The 17,264-nt window shown below is 68.4% G+C and carries 15 protein-coding genes; 6 read left to right on the top strand and 9 right to left on the bottom strand.

The annotated features are described in order from the left end of the window. Window positions 1-13 precede the first annotated feature (13 nt). Window positions 14-1,075, bottom strand: a complete 1,062-nt coding sequence (locus tag NDI79_RS16260) for an isocitrate/isopropylmalate dehydrogenase family protein (protein ID WP_310929663.1) — start codon at window positions 1,073-1,075, stop codon at window positions 14-16. Between the two features lie 137 nt (window positions 1,076-1,212). On the opposite strand from NDI79_RS16260, the gene NDI79_RS16255 reads away from it, so the two are divergent. Next, window positions 1,213-2,079 carry an NAD(P)-dependent oxidoreductase gene (locus NDI79_RS16255; protein ID WP_310929662.1) on the top strand — a complete coding sequence of 289 codons (867 nt, stop codon included), beginning with the start codon at window positions 1,213-1,215 and terminating at the stop codon, window positions 2,077-2,079. Between the two features lie 52 nt (window positions 2,080-2,131). Here NDI79_RS16255 and pdhA read toward each other — a convergent pair whose 3' ends face one another. Then, window positions 2,132-3,247, bottom strand: coding sequence for a pyruvate dehydrogenase (acetyl-transferring) E1 component subunit alpha (gene pdhA, locus NDI79_RS16250; RefSeq protein ID WP_310929661.1), 1,116 nt, complete (start codon window positions 3,245-3,247; stop codon window positions 2,132-2,134). A 242-nt stretch (window positions 3,248-3,489) separates the two neighbouring features. On the opposite strand from pdhA, the gene NDI79_RS16245 reads away from it, so the two are divergent. After that, window positions 3,490-5,223 (top strand): ATP-dependent DNA ligase, encoded by a 1,734-nt coding sequence (locus NDI79_RS16245; RefSeq protein ID WP_310929660.1) that lies wholly within the window; start codon window positions 3,490-3,492, stop codon window positions 5,221-5,223. Between the two features lie 62 nt (window positions 5,224-5,285). Continuing rightward, the gene (locus tag NDI79_RS16240; RefSeq protein WP_310929658.1) at window positions 5,286-6,254 is read left to right on the top strand and encodes an MBL fold metallo-hydrolase; all 969 of its coding nucleotides are present in this window, start codon (window positions 5,286-5,288) and stop codon (window positions 6,252-6,254) included. A gap of 50 nt (window positions 6,255-6,304) precedes the next feature. Here NDI79_RS16240 and NDI79_RS16235 read toward each other — a convergent pair whose 3' ends face one another. Further along, entirely contained in the window at window positions 6,305-7,273 is a 969-nt protein-coding gene (locus tag NDI79_RS16235; RefSeq protein ID WP_310929657.1) for an alpha/beta hydrolase, read from the bottom strand. Between the two features lie 9 nt (window positions 7,274-7,282). Further along, entirely contained in the window at window positions 7,283-8,269 is a 987-nt protein-coding gene (locus NDI79_RS16230; protein WP_310929655.1) for an alpha/beta hydrolase, read from the bottom strand. Window positions 8,270-8,969: 700 nt separating this feature from the next. Between NDI79_RS16230 and NDI79_RS16225 the strand changes: the two genes are divergently transcribed. Beyond that, window positions 8,970-9,617, top strand: coding sequence for a bifunctional 4-hydroxy-2-oxoglutarate aldolase/2-dehydro-3-deoxy-phosphogluconate aldolase (locus NDI79_RS16225; protein ID WP_310929654.1), 648 nt, complete (start codon window positions 8,970-8,972; stop codon window positions 9,615-9,617). 11 nt (window positions 9,618-9,628) lie between these two features. Here the strand turns inward: NDI79_RS16225 and NDI79_RS16220 are convergent, their stop codons facing one another. The 3 genes from NDI79_RS16220 to NDI79_RS16210 form a co-directional block, all read right to left on the bottom strand. Next, window positions 9,629-10,441, bottom strand: a complete 813-nt coding sequence (locus NDI79_RS16220; protein ID WP_310929653.1) for an SDR family NAD(P)-dependent oxidoreductase — start codon at window positions 10,439-10,441, stop codon at window positions 9,629-9,631. Next, window positions 10,435-11,583, bottom strand: coding sequence for a galactonate dehydratase (gene dgoD / locus NDI79_RS16215; RefSeq protein WP_310929652.1), 1,149 nt, complete (start codon window positions 11,581-11,583; stop codon window positions 10,435-10,437). The genes NDI79_RS16220 and dgoD overlap by 7 nt, the downstream gene beginning before the upstream one ends. 145 nt (window positions 11,584-11,728) lie before the next feature. Then, window positions 11,729-12,586 (bottom strand): SMP-30/gluconolactonase/LRE family protein, encoded by an 858-nt coding sequence (locus NDI79_RS16210; RefSeq protein WP_310929651.1) that lies wholly within the window; start codon window positions 12,584-12,586, stop codon window positions 11,729-11,731. 1,114 nt (window positions 12,587-13,700) lie between these two features. Here NDI79_RS16210 and NDI79_RS16205 point away from each other — a divergent pair. Together NDI79_RS16205 and NDI79_RS16200 are read left to right on the top strand one after the other, a co-directional pair. Beyond that, the gene (locus NDI79_RS16205; protein ID WP_425499618.1) at window positions 13,701-13,865 is read left to right on the top strand and encodes a hypothetical protein; all 165 of its coding nucleotides are present in this window, start codon (window positions 13,701-13,703) and stop codon (window positions 13,863-13,865) included. Window positions 13,866-14,177: 312 nt separating this feature from the next. Next, complete coding sequence (locus NDI79_RS16200) at window positions 14,178-15,488, top strand: hypothetical protein (RefSeq protein WP_310929650.1); 1,311 nt, start codon at window positions 14,178-14,180, stop codon at window positions 15,486-15,488. Window positions 15,489-15,528: 40 nt separating this feature from the next. On the opposite strand, the gene NDI79_RS16195 is transcribed toward NDI79_RS16200, so the two are convergent. Further along, window positions 15,529-16,470: an isocitrate lyase/PEP mutase family protein gene (locus NDI79_RS16195; RefSeq protein WP_310929649.1), complete on the bottom strand. Its 942-nt coding sequence runs from the start codon at window positions 16,468-16,470 to the stop codon at window positions 15,529-15,531. 132 nt (window positions 16,471-16,602) lie between these two features. Beyond that, a complete protein-coding gene (locus NDI79_RS16190) occupies window positions 16,603-17,253 on the bottom strand; it encodes an isochorismatase family protein (protein ID WP_310929648.1) in 651 nt (216 codons plus the stop codon). Between the last annotated feature and the right edge of the window lie 11 nt (window positions 17,254-17,264).

Here is a 17,264-nt window from a genome sequence, read left to right as displayed (position 1 = left end):
GTCCCGGTTGTACTCACCCGAGCAGTCGGGTTCGGAGGTCGGAGACGACCTCTTCGGTCGTCCCCTCGCCGCCGATATCCGGCGTTCGGGGCGCCGATTCGTCGGCGAGTTGTGCCGCGACCCCCTCGCGGAGGGCGTCCGCGACATCCTCCTCGCCGAGGTTCCGGAGCATCATCGAACACGAGAGCACGGTCGCGAGAGGGTTCGCCACGCCGTCGCCCGTGATGTCGAAGGCGCTCCCGTGGACCGGTTCGAACATCGAGGGATACGTCCCCGTCGGGTCGACGTTCGCGGAGGGTGCCAGCCCGATACTTCCGGAGATAATGGCGCCGAGGTCGGTCAGGACGTCGCCGAAGAGGTTCGACGCCGCTATCACGTCGAACTCCTCGGGGCGGCGCACGAAGTCCATGCTCGCGGCGTCGACCAGCAGTCGCTCCACCTCCACGCCGGGGTAGTCGGCGCTCACCTCCTCGACCACGTCGTCCCAGAACACCATACCGTACGCCTGCGCGTTCGACTTCGTGACGTTGGTCAGTTTCCCCTCGCGGGCGGCCGCCGCCTCGAACGCGGGCCGGACGAGTCGCTCCGTCGCCTCCCGTGTGAACACCGCGCTCTGCACCGCGACTTCGTTGTCGGAGCCCTCGTGCTCCCGCCCGCCGACGTGGGCGTACTCCCCCTCGGTGTTCTGCCGGTAGACGACGAAATCTATCTCGCCGGCGTCGTACCCGCGGAGGGGGCTGTCCACCCCCTCGAAGAGGTACGAGGGCCGCCGGCAGACGTGCTGGTCGAACCCCTTCGTTATCGGGAGGCGCAGTCCGTGCAGGGTGACGTGGTCGGGAACGTCCGGATGTCCGACCGCGCCGAGGAGAATCGAGTCGTAGGCTTCGAGGCGGTCCAGTCCGTCCTCGGGCATCATCTCTCCTTCCTCCAGATACCGCTCGCTCCCCCAGTCGAACTCCGTCGGTGCGAGCGTCGTACCGCGCGCCTCGGCTACGTCTCTGACGAGCGGAAACGCCTCCGAGACCACCTCTCTGCCGATGCCGTCGCCGGGTATCACCGCGATGTCGTGCGCCATCGGCCGAACGTCTCCCGTCGCTCCCAAAAGCGCACCGACCGAGCGGATACCGGAGTGGCTCGGTCGGGTATCGGTCGGGAGCCGGTCAGGGGCGAGCGTCCGAGGTTTATTGAGGAACGCCGTCGACGGCACGACGCATGGACCGAATCGGACTCGTCGGCGCCGGCTACATCGGGACGGAGTTCCTCGACCGACTGCTCCCCGACCGCGAGGTGACGGTGTACGACGTCGACGACGAACGAGTCGAAGAGGCGGTCGACCGCGGCGCGACGGCGGCCGACTCCCCGGCGGCGGTCGCGGAGGCCACCGACGCGGTGGTGATGGCGGTGCCCGGGAGTCCGGAGGTGGAGGCGACGATGGAGGGCGCGGACGGACTCGCGGGGTCGCTCTCGAAGGGGCAACTCCTCGTCGACGCCACGACCACGCACCCGGACACCTCGCGGGTCTGCGAGGACCTGTGCGCCGAGGTCGGAGCGAGGTTCGTCGAAGCGCCGATCACCGGCGCGGCGCCGAGGGAGGGCTATCAGATGATGGTCGGCGGGAGCGAGGAGCACTACGCGGCGGCGACGCCGTTGCTCGACGTGCTCTCGGACGCGCACGTCAGAGTCGGCCCCGTCCCCGACGGGACGATACTCAAACTCGGCCTCCAGATGCGCTACGCCGGGCGGCGGGCGCTCGACGCCGAGATAGTCGAGTTCGCCCGCGACAACGGGGTCGACCCGACGCTGTTCGCCGAGTTCTTCGGCATGGACGTCGCGGAGAACTTCCTCACCGGCGACTTCACGCGGGACGTCGAGGGACTGGGCGCGCGGGCCATCTGGGACAAGGACATCGGCTACGCGCGGTCCGTCGCCCACGAGGAGGGGACGGCCCTCCCGATGAACGCCGTCGTCCACGAGGCCTTCCGCGCGACCCGCCGCCTCGCCGACGACGAGGAGAAGGACGCCTCGGCGCTGATTCGGTACTGGATGGCGCTCAACGGCGCCGACGACCGGTACGAGTAGCGCCGAATCGGTCGCCTCGACTCCCCGCCGTCGTTCTCGGGCGACGGCGGCGCTACTCCCGCAGGAACGATTCGTCGCCCCGTCGCTCGCGCAGGTCTCGGAACCGTTCGCGCTGTTCCCGAATCTCGGGCGTCGCCTCCGCGTAGGTGTAGTCGAACATCGACTCGGGGTCGGCCTCGAACGACTCCATCCGGTCGACGGCGTCCGCCAGCGTCTCCTTCACCTCGGCCTCCATCTCCGCTTTCCGCTCGTCGTCGAGGTGCCCCCGGTCGCGGAGGAACGCCTCGAAGCGGTCCAACGGGTCCTTCTTCTTCCATTCTTCGACCTCCGCGTCGTCCCGATAGACGGAGGGGTCGTCGGCCGTCGTGTGCGCGCCGAAGCGGTACTGCACCGCCTCGACGAGCGTCGGACGCGGGTCGTCGCTCTCGGCGTCCAGCGCTCGCTCGCGGGCCGCCCGCGTCACGACGTAGGTGGCCAGCGGGTCCATCCCGTCGACCCGCACCCCGTCGAATCCGTAGGCGACGGCCTTCCCGGCGAACGTCTCGCTCGCGGTCTGTCGCGCCCGCGGCGTCGAGATGGCCCACTGGTTGTTGTTGCAGACGAACACCGCGGGCACGTCGTACACGCCGGCGAAGTTCATCGCCTCGTGGAAGTCCCCCTCGCTCGTCGCGCCGTCGCCGAAGTGCGCCACGGCCACCCGCGACTCCTCCCGGAGTTTGAACGCCATCGCCGCGCCGACGACGTGCGGGAGGTGGTCCGCGATGGCGATGTTCAGCGGGAGAATCTCCTCGTCGGCCAGCGCCGCGTTCCCCGCCTCGTGGCCCGCCCAGTAGAGGAGGTACTCCCACGGGAACCCGCGGCCGACGACGGCGCCGTGCTCGCGGTACTGGTAGGAGACGATGTCCTCGGGGGCGAGCGCGTACGTCGACCCCATCTGCGAGCCCTCCTGCCCGGCGAGCGACGAGTACGTCCCGATGCGCCCCTGCCGCTGGAGGCTTATCATCCGCTCGTCGAACCGCCGACAGAACAGCATATCGCGGTACATCGAGGCGAGCGTCTCCCCGCCCAGGTCCGGCAGGAGGTCCGGCGCGACGACGGCCCCGTCGGCGTCCAGCACTCGCACCGTGTCGTCCGGGTCGCGCGACAGCACGTCGTCACTCGATACCATGTACACTCTATCACGGACGACGGGTAAGAAACGTCGGGTCGGCGAACCTCCGGGTTCGAGGCGGACGACGCCGGTGACCGCCCTCCCCTCACCCCTCGTTTCCGACGTTCCGTATCGTCTGATTCCAGCGTGGGCAGTGTCGCCAGCGTCTGTGGGTTCCGGTGGTGCGGGCGGCGGTCGCGGCGGTGTTCTGAACCGCCGGCCGCGAGAGCCTTTTGCCGCTCCCGCCCCTAGCGACGTCGATGGAGTACGCCGCTCTCGTCGACGTGTACGACCGCCTCGCGGCGACGGCCTCGAACAACGAGAAGCGCGATATCCTGGCCGAGGCGTTCGCCGGCGCCGGCGACCTCCTGCCGCGACTGGTCGTCCTCGCGCGCGGGCGACTGTTCCCCGCGTACGACCGCGGGGAACTCGGCGTCTCTTCCAGTCTCACCTTGGAGGCCGTCCTCGCGGCGACCGGCGCCGCCGAAGCGGAGGTGCGCGAGCGGTGGCGCGAGACGGGCGACCTCGGCGACGCGGCGGCGTGGGCCGTCGACAACGGTGGCCAGCAGACGCTGTTCTCCCGCGAGTTGACCGTCGAACGCGTCCACGACGACCTGCGCGGACTGGCCGACTACGAGGGGGAGGGGAGTCAGGGGCGGCGCGTCGACGCCCTCGCCGGACTCGTCTCCGACGCGACGGCCGACGAGGCCCGCTACGTCGTCCGGACCGCCCTCGGACACCTGCGGGTCGGCGTCGGCGAGGGGACGATTCGGGACGCCATCGCCGTCGCCTTCCTCGACGGCGAGGAGGGGTCGGTCGACGCGGTCGAACGCGCCTATCAGGTGACGAACGACTTCGCCGTCGTCGCGGAGACGGCGCGCGACGGCGGCGTCGACGCCCTCGGAGAACTCGACGTGGAACTGTTCAGACCGATTCAGCTGATGCTCGCCGAGAAGGCCGAAACGCTGGGTGACGGCCTGTCCGACGCCGCGGCGGACGGCGGGGAGGCGGTCAGATGTGAGTACAAGTACGACGGCATCCGGATACAGGTGCACGTCGACGGCGACGACGTGCGACTGTTCACGAGGCGTCTCGAAGAGGTGACGACTCAGTTCCCGGACGTCGTCCGCGCGGTCCGCGAGGGGACGGCGGGGACCGCGACCGAACGGGCCGTCTTCGACGGCGAACTCGTCGGGTACGCGCCCGAGACGATTCGGGAGGAATCCCGCTCGCCGGTCGTCTTCCAGACGCTCTCCCGGCGGGTCAAACGCGAGTCCGACATCGAGGCGATGGTCGGGGAGATTCCCGTCGTCGTCCACCTGTTCGACTGCCTCTACGACGGCGAGACGACGCTCGACCGCCCGGCGGCCGAACGGCTGGAACGCCTCGAAGCCGCGTTCTCGCCGGTCGACCCGGACCCCGAAGGGGGCGTCGCCGGACTCGAACGGGCGGCGTCCGCGTCGGCGTCGCCCGAGGACCCCGATTCGGCGGCGACGCTCTACGAGGAGGCGCTGGAACGCGGCCACGAGGGGCTGATGATGAAGAACGCGGCCGCGGCGTACCAACCCGGGCGGCGCGTCGGGCGCATGCTGAAACTCAAGCCGACGATGGAACCGCTCGACCTCGTGGTGACCCGCGCGAAGTACAGCGAGGGCCGGCGGAGCGAGTGGCTGGGTCGGCTCTACCTCGCCTGTTACGACTCGGAGACCGACGAACACCGCGAAGTCGGTCGGCTCTCGACCGGCTACACCGACGAGGAACTGGCCGACCTCACCGAGGAACTCGAAGCGCGCGTCGTGAACCGGGAGGGGCGCCTCGTCGAACTGAAGCCCGAGGTGGTGCTCGAAGTCGCGTACGAGGAGATACAGTCCTCGACGGAGTACGACTCGGGGTACGCGCTCCGCTTCCCGCGCTTCCTCGGCGTCCGTCCGGACCTCGGCCGCGGCGATGCGGACACGCTGGACCGGGTCGAGTCGCTGTTCGACTCACAGTGAACGTCCTCGGTTCGTCCCGCTCCGCCCGGAACCGCCTTGCGTCCGCGGTGCTACGACCGAACGTGACGGTCCAGTACCGCGACGGCATCGAGATAACGCTCTCCGACGGCACGCGCGTCGTCTGCGACGCCGACGATCCGGACGGCGACGTCACCGTCGTCTCCCACGCGCACGGCGACCACTTCCCCGAGGGCGAGGCGACGGCGGTGTGCTCGCCGCTGACCGCCGACTTGGCGTCGGCGCGCCGCGATATCCCCCTGCACGCGACGACGGACGAGCGAATCGAACTGTTCCCGGCGGGCCACGTCGCCGGGTCGACGGCCGCCCTCGTGACCGACCCGGACGGGACCCGCTACCTCTACACGGGCGACGTCTGCACTCGACCTCGATTCTACCTCGACGGCTTCGAACCGCCGGACGCCGACGTTCTCGTCGTCGAAACGACGTACGGCGAACCCGAGTACGTCTTCCCCGACCACGAGACGGTCGCCTCGGATATCGTCTCCTGGTTGCGGGAGACGGACGAACCCGTGCTGCTGTTCGGCTACGCTCTCGGTCGGGCGCAGAAACTCCAGTTGCTCGCCCGAGAGGCAGGCCGCGAGCGCCTGTTCACCACCGACGCCGTCTTCCGGGTGAACGACGTGGTGGAGTCGCACCTCGACGTGTCGTTCGGCGCCGAGAAGTACGAGTCCGAGACGGAACTCGGACCGGGGGACGCCCTCGTCCTCCCGATGACGACGGCGCGAATCGACTGGATCGGGAACCTCGCCGAAGAGGCGGGCGCCCTCAAGGCGGGATTCTCGGGATGGGCCGTCGACGACGCGTTCAAGTTCCGCGGCGACTTCGACGAGACGTTTCCCCTCTCCGATCACTGCGACTTCGCGGAACTCTGCGACCTCGTCGACGCCGTCGACCCCGACCGAGTGTACACCCAGCACGGGTCGACGGACGCCTTCGCGGAGACCCTGACGCGGCGCGGTTACGAGGCGACGGCGCTGAAGCGGAACCAGACCGCGCTCGGCGACTTCTGAACGCCGTTCCGCGTCGGGCGGGAACCGCCACGGCCGAGCGTCCGAACGGCTCAGGCGAGTGCGTCGTCTTCGACGACGGCCGCCTCACCCTCGCCGAGCAGGTGCCGTTCGAGGAACGCGCCCTCCACCTCGACGACTTCCTCGAACGTCTCGCCGAAGAACGCCCCGAAGTGGTCGGCGTCGACGGCGACCCACCGCACGTCTCGGAGTCGGTCGACCGTCGCGGAGATGGCTCCCTTCGGCGCGATTTGGTCCCGCGTCCCCTCGACGACGAGCGCCGGACAGTCGAGCGAGCGCGCATTCGTTATCGGTCGGTAGAGACCGAACGTGACGAACGCGCGGGCCGCACAGCGGTTCACCGACGGGTCGGTCGCGTCCTCGCCGGCGACGGCCTCGTGTCCCTCCTTCGAACCGGGCGTGGGGAGCGCCGGCAGTTCGTCGGGGTACGTCCCCCAGATGGGGATGTAGTACGGCTCCCGGCCGGTGTACTTCCGCCCGAGGTCGCGGAGACCCGCGGCCGTCGTACGGAGCCCGTAGGTCGGGCCCATCTGTCCGACGATGTAGGAGAGCGTGCGCGCGCCGTCGAATATCGGCGTTTGGCCGACGTAGGCGTCGACGTCCTCCCGGGCGGCGGCGACGAGCGCCCCGCCGCCGCCGAGCGAGAAGCCCCAGACGCCGATTCGGTCGCCGTCGACGCCGTCGATGGTCCGAGCGTGCGAAATCGCGGCCCGCCAGTCCGCGACCTGCGCGAACGGGAGCGCGAGGTTTCGCGGGTCGCCCTCGCTCTCGCCGAGCGAGCGGTAGTCGAACAGGAGGACGGCCAGTCCGCGGGCGGCGAACCGCTCGGCGAAAGCGGGGAGTCCGGCCCGCCGTGGCAGTCCGAACCCGTTCGCCATCACCACGACGGGCGGGTCCGCGTCCGTCTCGGAGTCCGGGGGACGGTACAGCGATGCCGCACAGCGGGTCCCGCGGCTGTAGAACCCCGTCGACTCGTAGGCGGTGGTGTCGTTTGCGGACATTCCGACCGCCTACTCGAAGGCCCCTCGAAGCGCCGCGCCGGCGCGGGCGTGGGCGTCGGCGGCGGCGCCGATGCTCGGGAAGGGGTCGGCGAGTTGACTCATGTTGGCGAAGTCGTGAATCATGTCGTCGTAGTGCGCGTGTTCGACGGCGACGCCCGCGTCTTCGAGCCGCTCGCCGTACGCGAACTGCTCGTCGCGGAGGGGGTCGTACCCGCAGGTGAACAGCGTCGCCGGCGGCAGCGCTTCGAGGACGTCCGCCGGGGCGCGCAGGGGGGAGGCCCGGGGGTTCGCGCCGTCGATATCGGACTCGAGGTAGTGGTTCCAGAACCACACCATCGCCCGGGCGGTGAGGAAGTAGCCGTCGGCGTTCTCCTCGTAGGACGGCGTGTCGAACGAGTGGTCGGTCACGGGGTAGAACAGCAGTTGGTGGTCGATTTCCGGCGCGCCGACGGCGTTCTCGGCCGCCATCTGCGCGACGACGGTGGCGAGGTTCCCGCCGGCGCTCTCGCCCGCGACGGCGAGCCCGCCGCCGGCCCCGAGTTCCGCGGCGTTGTCGGCGGTCCACTTCGTCGCGAGGTAGGCGTCCTCGACGGCCGCGGGGAACGGGTGCTCCGGCCCCTTCCGATAGTCGACGGAGACGACGACGCAGTCCCCTTCGGCGGCGAGCGCGCGAGCGACCTTGTCGTGCGTGTCCAACCCGCCGACGACCCAGCCCCCGCCGTGGAAGTAGACGACGGCCGGAAGCGCCTCGTCCGGATTCGGGTCGTAGAGCCGAACGCGGATGTCGCGCGCGTACGCCGGAATCGTCCGCTCCTCGACCAGAGAGACCGGTTCCGGGTCGGCGTCCGGCGTGAACAGGTCGCCGAGCAGCGTCCGGGCCTGCTCCGGAGAGAGGTGAGTCAGGTCCGGTGCACCGACCTCGACGAGTTCGTCCAACAGCGCTCGTGCGTCTCCGTCGAGAGCGTCTGCGCGTCGGTCGTGAACTGACTGTGACATAACGTCACGAGGAATGCCTTCGAGAACGTATAAAAACAATTGGCCAGTTGACGAAAAATCTCGGCGCTCGGAAGATGAGCGCTCCGAGACGAAATAGGGGGCGTGAGAGTCCCGGAAGATGACGACACGACCGTAACCGAGCGACGTTCGCGACGGACGCGTCGCGGCGTCTCTCCCGGAACCGTCCGATGACTGCGGAGTGGGGTTCGTCGACGTCTACCGAGTAGACGGTGATTCGGAGAGCAAGGGACAGGTCTGTCGGCCCGGCCGGACCTGGTTCCGCTCGGAGACAGGGATTCGCCGAGTACGGACAAACTAGAAAAGAGAGCAAAACTAGCAGATATATAAGATAGAACAAACAAAGAAAATCTATCAAAACTAGCAAATCTATCAAATGTCCAATTTGGTATGTCTTCCAATGGTCGGCGCAGCTGAGTGGATTGACGAGCAACGGAGAGGTCTAATACTTCGAGTACGGAACGTTAGACCGGTATTTGTGGCGTGTATCTGACGATTCGAGATTCCATCCGGAATCGAAGCAATCGACGATTCTCCAATTTGAACGGAACAGAAGTAATCGAAAATCGGGTCTCCGGAGTTTGGGAACGGCACGGGGGCGCTCCGAGGACGACGAACCGAACCGGAGGTCATCGGCTGCGCCAACCCCCGCGTTTAAGCGACCGCTCCGCGAGTGACGAGTATGAGCGACACGACGACGAGTCGCATCCGGGAGACGGGTATCGTCGCTATCGTCCGCGGAACCGACGCCGACGCCGCCGTCGAGACGGTCGACGCGATTCGACGCGGCGGCGTCTCGACGGTCGAAATCACGGCGAACACGGAGGACGTCCTCGACATGATACGGGAAGTCTCCGCGTCGTTCACGGCGGAGGAGGTGACCGTCGGGGCGGGGACGGTGCTCGACGGGGAGACGGCGCGCGCGACGGTGCTCGCGGGCGCGGAGTTCCTCGTCACGCCGTCGTTCGACGAGGGGGTCGTCCGGACGGCGAACCGCTACGGGAAGCCCTCGCTGGTCGGCATCGCGACGCCCACCGAGGCCGTCCGCGCGTTCGAGGCGGGCGCGGACATGGTGAAGGTGTTTCCGGCGGGGACGCTCGGCCCCGGGTTCGTCTCCGCGCTGGGGGGTCCCCTCGGTCACATCCCGACGGTGCCGACGGGCGGCGTGAGCCTCGACAACGTCCGCGAGTTCTTCGACGCGGGCGCGGCGGCCGTCGGCGTCGGCAGTTCCATCGTCGACGGCGACGCGGTCGCTCGCGGTGACTTCGAGGCGATAGAGGAGAACGCCCGGGCCTTCGTCGGCGCCGTCGAAGACGCGCGGACGGAGTAGACCGGGTTGCGCTACGTTTCTTCTCTTCGCGTCCGATAGTCCGGGAGCGTGTCGTCCTGCATGACCGCGGTCCGCCCGCCGTCGGCGAGGAGGTGCGCGCCCGTGACGAACGCGGCGTCGTCGCTGGCGAGGAAGGAGACGACGCCCGCGATGTCATCCGGAGTGCCGATGCGACCGGTCGGGTGCATCGACTCCAGTTCGCGGCGTCGCTCGTCGGGCATGTCGTCGGTCGTGCGGTCGATTGCGACCCACCCCGGGTTGACGGTGTTGACGCGGACTGTCGGCCCGAAGTCCAGCGCCATCGCGCGCGTCATCCCGTTGATGCCCGCCTTCACGGCGTTGTACGGGAACTTCCCCGGCATCGTGAGGAAGGCGTGGTTCGAGGAGACGTTGACGACGCTCCCGCGGTCCATCTCGGCGAACGCCCGCTTCGCACAGAGCCAGTAGGAGCGGAAATCCGTCTCCAGGACGAACGCCCAGTCGTCCATCGACGCCTCGTCGGCGCCGGTGTCCGTCTCGACGCCCGCGTTGTTCACGAGGACGTCGAGGCCGCCGAACGTCTCGACGGCCGCGTCGACGAGGGCGGCGATGTCGTCCGGGTCGCGCATGTCCGCTCTGACGAACGTCGCCTCGCCGCCGCTCTCGCGGATTCGCTCCGCGACGGCCTCCCCCGCCTCGGCCGTGCGGCCGGTGACGACGACGTTCGCGCCCTCGGCGGCGAGTCGCTCCGCGACGCCCGCGCCGATACCGCGCGTCGACCCGGTGACGAGCGCCGTGTCGCCCTCGAAGCGGCCGGAGACGGGCGTCGGGTCCCCGCCTACCATTCCGCGACGCTCCCGTCGGGGTGGCGCCAGACGGGGTTGTGCCAGTCGTCGTGTCCGGCGCGAGATTCGACCACCTCGACGTCGATGTCGACGCCGAGGCCCGGGCCGTCCGGGATGTCGACGAAGCCCTCGTCGTACTCGAAGACGCTCTGGTCCGCGAGGTAGTCCAGCACGTCGCTCGTCTCGTTGTAGTGGATGTCGAGGCTCTGCTCTTGGATGAGGGCGTTCGGCGCGCAGGCGTCCACCTGCAGACAGGCCGCCAGGGCGATGGGGCCGAGCGGACAGTGCGGCGCCAGCGCCACGTCGTACGCCTCGGCCATCGCGGCTATCTTGTTCACCTCCGTGATTCCCCCCGCGTGGCTCACGTCGGGTTGGATGACGTCGACGACGCCCTGCTCGAACACCTCCTTGAAGTCCCACCGGGAGAACATCCGCTCGCCCGTGGCGATGGGCGTCGAGGTGTGAGCGGCGATTTCGGGTAGCGCGTCGTTGTGCTCCGGCAGCACCGGTTCCTCGATGAAGAAGGGGTCGTACTCGGAGAGCGCCTCCGCGAGGCGCTTGGCCATCGGCTTCGTCACGCGCCCGTGGAAGTCGACGCCGATGTCCACCTCGTCGCCGACCGCCTCGCGGACGGCGCCGAGACGGTCGGCGGCGCGCGAGACGGCCTTCGGCGAGTCGATGCGCCGGAGTTCCGAGGTGGCGTTCATCTTCAGCGCGGTGAACCCCGCCTCGACCTTCTCGCGGGCGGCGTCGGCGACGCCGTCGGGTCTGTCGCCGCCGATCCACTGATAGACGCGGATTCTGTCCCTGGCCTTCCCGCCGAGCAACTCGTGGACCGGCGCGTCGTGATGTTTGCCCTTGACGTCCCAGAGCGCCTGGTCGATGCCCGCGATGGCGCTCATCAGGACGGGACCGCCGCGGTAGAAGCCGCCGCGGTACATCGTCTGCCAGTGGTCTTCGATTCTGAGCGGGTCCTTGCCGAGGAGGTAGGTGTCCATCAACTCTTCGACGGCGGTCCTGACGGTTCGCGCGCGCCCCTCCACGACGGGTTCCCCCCACCCGACGAGACCGGTGTCGGTCTCGACGCGGAGGAACAGCCATCGGGGCGGTACGGCGTAGAGGTCGTAGTCGACTATCTTCATGGTGTATCGGTAATCGGTGTCTGCGTCTGTCGTCTTCGGTTCGATTCGTCTCCCGGGCGGACGGTCTCGTATGTGTGCACAGCGTACGATGACTTATCTCCTCGCACCGGCCGTCGGGCGGTCGCGCCGCTCCGTCCCTGCCCGTTCAGTCGAGTCCGAGGCGGGAGCGGAACGCGGGCGTCCCCGACGCGTCGGGGTCGTACCGGAACAGCGACCCGGCGAGGTCTCCCTCCGCGGGGCGGTCGTCGCCGCCGGCCGTGGTGACGTAGAGGTCCTCCAGCGAGCGACCGCCGAACACCGGGCACGACACCTTCCGCGCGGGGAACTCGACTCGCTCTCGCTCCTCGCCCGCGGGCGAGTACCGGACGAGGACGCCGCCGTCCCACCGGGCCGACCACAGGTCGCCGTCGGCGTCGACGGTCAGTCCGTCGGGGACGCCGTCCTCGCCGCTCGTGTCGACGAGGACCGAGCGATTCGAGAGGTCGCCGGTCTCGACGTCGTAGTCGAACGCGTATATCGCCTCCTCCTCGGAGACCGTGAAGTAGAACGTCTCCCCGTCGGGGGAGAACCCCATGCCGTTCGGGATGTCCGCCTCGTCGACGACGCGGGTGAACCCCGTATCGAGGTCCAGACGGTAGAGCGCCCCGAGGCGGTCCTCGGTCGGCATCGTCCCGCAGAAGACGCGGCCCTCGGGGTCGGCGATGACGTCGTTGAACCGCGTGTCGGCCGCCTCGCCGAGCGTCGCGATGCGCGTCGTCGTCTCCCCGTCCCAGTGTTCGACGACGCCGCCCGCGCCGAACAGCAGCAGCGACCCGTCGGCCTGAACGGTCGCGCCGCCGACGGGGTTGCCCTCGCGGACGACCCCGTGCTCGCCCGTCTCGGGGTCGTACCGATAGAGCAGTCCGTTCGGGATGTCGAGCCAGTACAACGCCTCCTCGTCGACGTGCCAGACCGGCCCCTCGCCGGTCTCGCACGGGTAGTCGGCCACGAGTTCTGGTTCCATACCGCGAAATCTCGGGCGGGCGACTACTGTCTTTCGGGTCCGAGACGGGGGCGAGGAACGACCGCGCGCGAGGCGTCACGGTCGCTCCCCCGCCGAGAGGTCGTTCGGCGCCGCGTCCGTGACCGCCACGTCGTACGGGGCCACCGTCGAACCGCCGACGTCCACGCCCGCGCCGGCGCGGCGACGGTGAACGGACGGGACGCCGTCCCGTCGCTGCCCGTTTCTGAGGCAGCGTCGCCGCTGGCGTGCGAGGAGACGGAGCGCGGAATCGTCGTCTCGAACGCGGCGGTTCGAACTCGTCTTCGGCGATGTGCGCGGCGCCGTCGACTCATTCTCCTACTGCGGCCGCGAACTCCTCGAAAACGGCCCGCACATCGGGATGTGGCGCGCGAACGGCTTCCGTAGGACGTCGCCGAACCGGTCGTCACTCGGTTGGCCGAGACGACGGGGCACGCCGCTCACTTCTCCGTTCGGGAGAACGACTGCGTCGCCTACGTCTGTCGTACCGACGCGTCCGTGCCGGCCCCCGAGAAGCGGACTGAAGGAGAGATCAACCCTCCTGTGCGCGTCGTTCGACCTGGTTGATGGACGAGGATCTGTCCCCCGCTCAGCGAACCGATGTCTATACCGAACGCTTACGATAATTCGGTGTTTCCGCGCCGCCCGCACTCGTTGAACAGTCACGGAGCGGCCCGCATCGCGTTCTCCGATGGTTAACGGATAGCTGAGTTGGCCGGTTCGGTTTGACTGTATCCGAGACTCCGCGTCGGATTCGGCGAACGGGGATAGGCGGAGAAGAGAGCAACAGAATTACAAACTTACAGTTGTAATATTGTGCCGCTCTCGTCCGGTGGTCGTCCACGCAACTGCATCGGGGAGAAGTCGAATCTGTGCTAATGTGGAGGAAAGAGGGCGGTCTGAGGGTGGTACTGTCGTCAAGGGTACTACACATCCGAAAGGCGAACGCTTGGCCAATGTCTACAATAACTATTAGCGGCGATTCGAGCTATGTTCACTCATAGAGAACGGCGGTCGGAGCGATCGGACGACGGAGTTGGTGAGAGAATAAAACACGGCGGCACTCAGGAGGTGAATCGGTGAACGACGACTACCGGTGAAGGCGACGCACACGAACGTCCGGGTGCTACGGGCGGTGATGGAGGCGCACGGCGTCGGCGTCTCCGGTCCGACCGACCGGATGTCCGGTAAGACGCTCGAAGAGGACATCACCGGCCTCGTCGTCAGCACCGCGAAATCTATCGAGAACGACCTCCTGTGACGTCGATACTTTCGTAGTAGAAGACTCAAATCGAGGATTCAAGACTCAGTAGATGGATATACAAGTTCTTTTCCGGATATTATTTCCCTTTGATCCAGTACTGTTCTCTAGTTTTAGGAAGTGTTATCAGAAAAATCGCTTTTAATCTTTTTTATCCCGCGTATAGATCTAAAACCGGTAGAAGTAGATTCTGATTCGAATCCATGAGTTCCGGTCGCACGGTAAAAGACCTCGTTCGGGCGGCCCGAACGACTACCAAGGAAGCGGACCTCTCGGAGACGTGAACCGCAGAACGACGGACCCGGAGGGGACATGACGCGCCACGACATCACGTTCGACCGCACCGTCGACGCCGTCGACGACCTCGGATTGGACCCCGACGAGGGGGCCGTCGTCGACGAGACGCTGGCGACGGTCGAATCCGGCACCCGCGTCGAGTTCCCGACGGGTCGGTACCTCGTCGACTCCTGTTGGATTCGGTCCGACAACGTCGGCCTCGTCGCCGCCGACGGCGCCGACCCCGTGTTCGTTCCGGCCGAACCCGTCTCCGACTCGGAGGACTGGACGCTGCTGTTGAAGACCGGCGGCGACTACGTCGTCTCGGGAATCGAGTTCGACTTCACCCGAGAGGGGTACGGCGGGTCGCTTCGACTCATGGCCCGCGAGGGCGACTTCCACGTCGAGGACGTCCGCGTGCGGGGCATCGCCCCCGACTCGGTGGACGGGTTGGCCGTCGCCGTCGACGACCCCGACGGCGTCGGGACGGTCGAACGGTTCTACGCCCGCGACGGGAGCGGGTACGACTCGCCGTCGCACGGCATCTTCGTCGCCGACTCGCACGCCGGTCGCCTGGACGTGGTCGACTGCGAGGTGTGGAACTGGTCGGACAACGGCCTCTACGCGTCCTCCCCCGGCTACGTCGGTTCCTACAGGGGGACGGAGACGACCGAGCGCGGGGACGGCGAGGTACACGTCCTCGGCGGCGTCTACAAGAACAACAACATCGCCAACGTCCGGATCGGAACGACCGACTCCTCGGTGAAGGGCGTCACCGTCGTCAACGAGCGCAACCCCTCGGGCGACACGTGGGACTCACGCGGATACGACATCATGCCGCGGTCGGGCAGCGAACCCGACCCCGTCGTCAACGCCCGCGGTGTCTGGCTGGCCAACCGAACGAACCTGCTCGTCGAGGACTGCGACATCCGCATGGAGACGGGGCGCGCCTCCGGCGCCGTCGTGGTGGGCAACAGCGTCGGCGCCGCCGTCGTGAGGGACACGCGGGTCCGCGTCACCTCGGACGACGTGGGACAGGTCATAAGCGCCGGGTCGCCGAACGTCCAGTGGGACGACACCCGCGTCACGTTCTCGAATCTCTCGGTCACGGGCTACGGCGGGGCCGGAGGCGCCGCGGTCCGCGTCCGCGGGCGCGACGGAACGGTGTTCGACGGCTGCTGTCTCCGGTTGGACGCCGACGGACAGCACGGCGTCGTGTTCGAGGACGGCACCGGGCGGTTCGAGGACACGCGAATCACCTGTTCGGGCGAGGCCGTCGTCGGCGCCGACGCGACGGGCGTGACCGCCGCCGAGTCCTGCCCTCGACCAAACGTCGACGACCACTGAGGGGCGGCCGGCGGCGCCGAACGTTCGAGTTGCTCGCCCGTCACTCGACGTCGTCGCCGAGCGACCCGCTGTACTTGTCCTGGTCTTCCTCGGGGAGGTACTCGCGCTCCCACTCGACCACCTCGGGGAAGCCGGAGAACTCGTGGAGGCTCCCGACCGGTGTCTCCCCGAACGCGTCGTCGATGCCGCGCATCGCCGCGACGGGGTCCTCGGCGAACGCGTCGAGGTCGGCGTAAACGTTCGCGATGGTCGACAGCGTCGACGCGACGGGGAAGATGACGAGGTCGAACCCCCACTCGTCCAGCGAGTCGAGGTCGACGTACGGCGAGGAGCCGAGGTCGCCGACGAAGTTGTACACGAGGGGACCGTCCACCGCCTCGCCGATGCGCCGGAGTTCGTCCCCGTCCGTCGGCCCCTCGACGAAGGCCACGTCGGCCCCGGCGTCGAGGAAGTCGTTCACCCGGCCGATGGCTTCGTCGAGGGAGCCGTCGCCGGTGCCGCGCGCGTCGGTCCGGGCGATGAGGACGAACTCCTCGCTTCGCTCGTCGCGGACGTCCGCCGCGGCCCGTATCTTCCCGACCGCCTCCTCGCGCGGAATCACCTGCCGACCCTTCGTGTGCCCGCAGCGCTTGGGGAACGTCTGGTCCTCGATGTGGATGGCGCCGACGCCCGCCTTGACGTACTCGCGCACGGTTCGGACGACGTTGGTCGCGTTGCCGTAGCCGTTGTCCGCGTCGGCGATGAGCGGCACGTCCACCCGCTCTTGGATGTTCGCGGCGTTGTCTATCATCTCCGGCATCGTGATGAAGCCCGCGTCGGGGTAGCCGATCTTCGACAGCGAGGTGCCGTAGCCGGTCATGTAGACGGCGTCGAAGCCGACGGCGTCGGCCACGGCGGCCGTCAGCGGGTCGTGGACGCCCGGGCAGACGAGCGGTTCGTCGCGGGCGAGCAACTCCCTGAGCCTCGCGCCGGTGTCCGTCACCGTCGCACCCCCGGTCGGTCGGCGCGGGGCGGAGTCGTCGGCGTGGGCGCCGGCGTCGAGTCGGCGTCCGCCGAGGTCGGAGTCGAATCGGTGCGTCGGGTCTGGTTCGCGTCGTGGGTAGGGTGAGTGTCGTTATCCATCGGTAGAGAGGTGTTCGAGCACGGCGTCGGTGGTCACCACGTCGCCGTACTTCGCGTCGATGTCGTAGAGGTTGGCGCGGTGCGGTCCCTCCGCCCGGTCGCCCACCGCGTCGGCGGGGACGACCGTCCGGTAGCCGTGCTGGAGGCTGTCGACGGCCGTCGCGCGGACGCATCCGCTCGTCGTGACGCCGGCGACGACGAGCGTGTCCGCGCCGTGGGTCGTCAGTTCCGTGGCGAGGTCCGTCCCGAAGAACGCGCTGGCGTACTTCTTCAGGACGACCCGCTCGTCACCCTCGGGGGCGACCCGGTCGTCGACCGCGACGGCCTCGGTGCCGAGTCGCAACTCGCGCAGGGCGGGTACCTTCTCGACGAAGCGTCCCGCGTCGCCGTACGACTCCTCGAACGCGACGGTGGTGAAATACCGCGGCAGGTCGCGGTCGCGGAAGGCGGCGAGCAGTCGAGCGGTCTGTTCGACCACGCCCGTCACGTCCGACCCGAGTTTCGTCTCGGGGTCGGTGAAGGCGTTTATCAGGTCGACGACGACTAGGGCCGGCCGGTCGCCGAGGCCGACGCTCCCGCCGAAGTCGGACTCCTCGTAGTCGGCGTAGCCGTCGGCGGCGCCGAACTCGTGTGCCCAGTTCATGGTTTCTGTCG

This window comes from Halogeometricum sp. S3BR5-2 (genome assembly GCF_031624635.1).
Taxonomy (GTDB): Archaea; Halobacteriota; Halobacteria; order Halobacteriales; family Haloferacaceae; genus Halogeometricum; species Halogeometricum luteum.
Note: the sequence above shows the minus strand (reverse complement) of the source record. Positions and strands in the feature narration are given on the sequence as shown.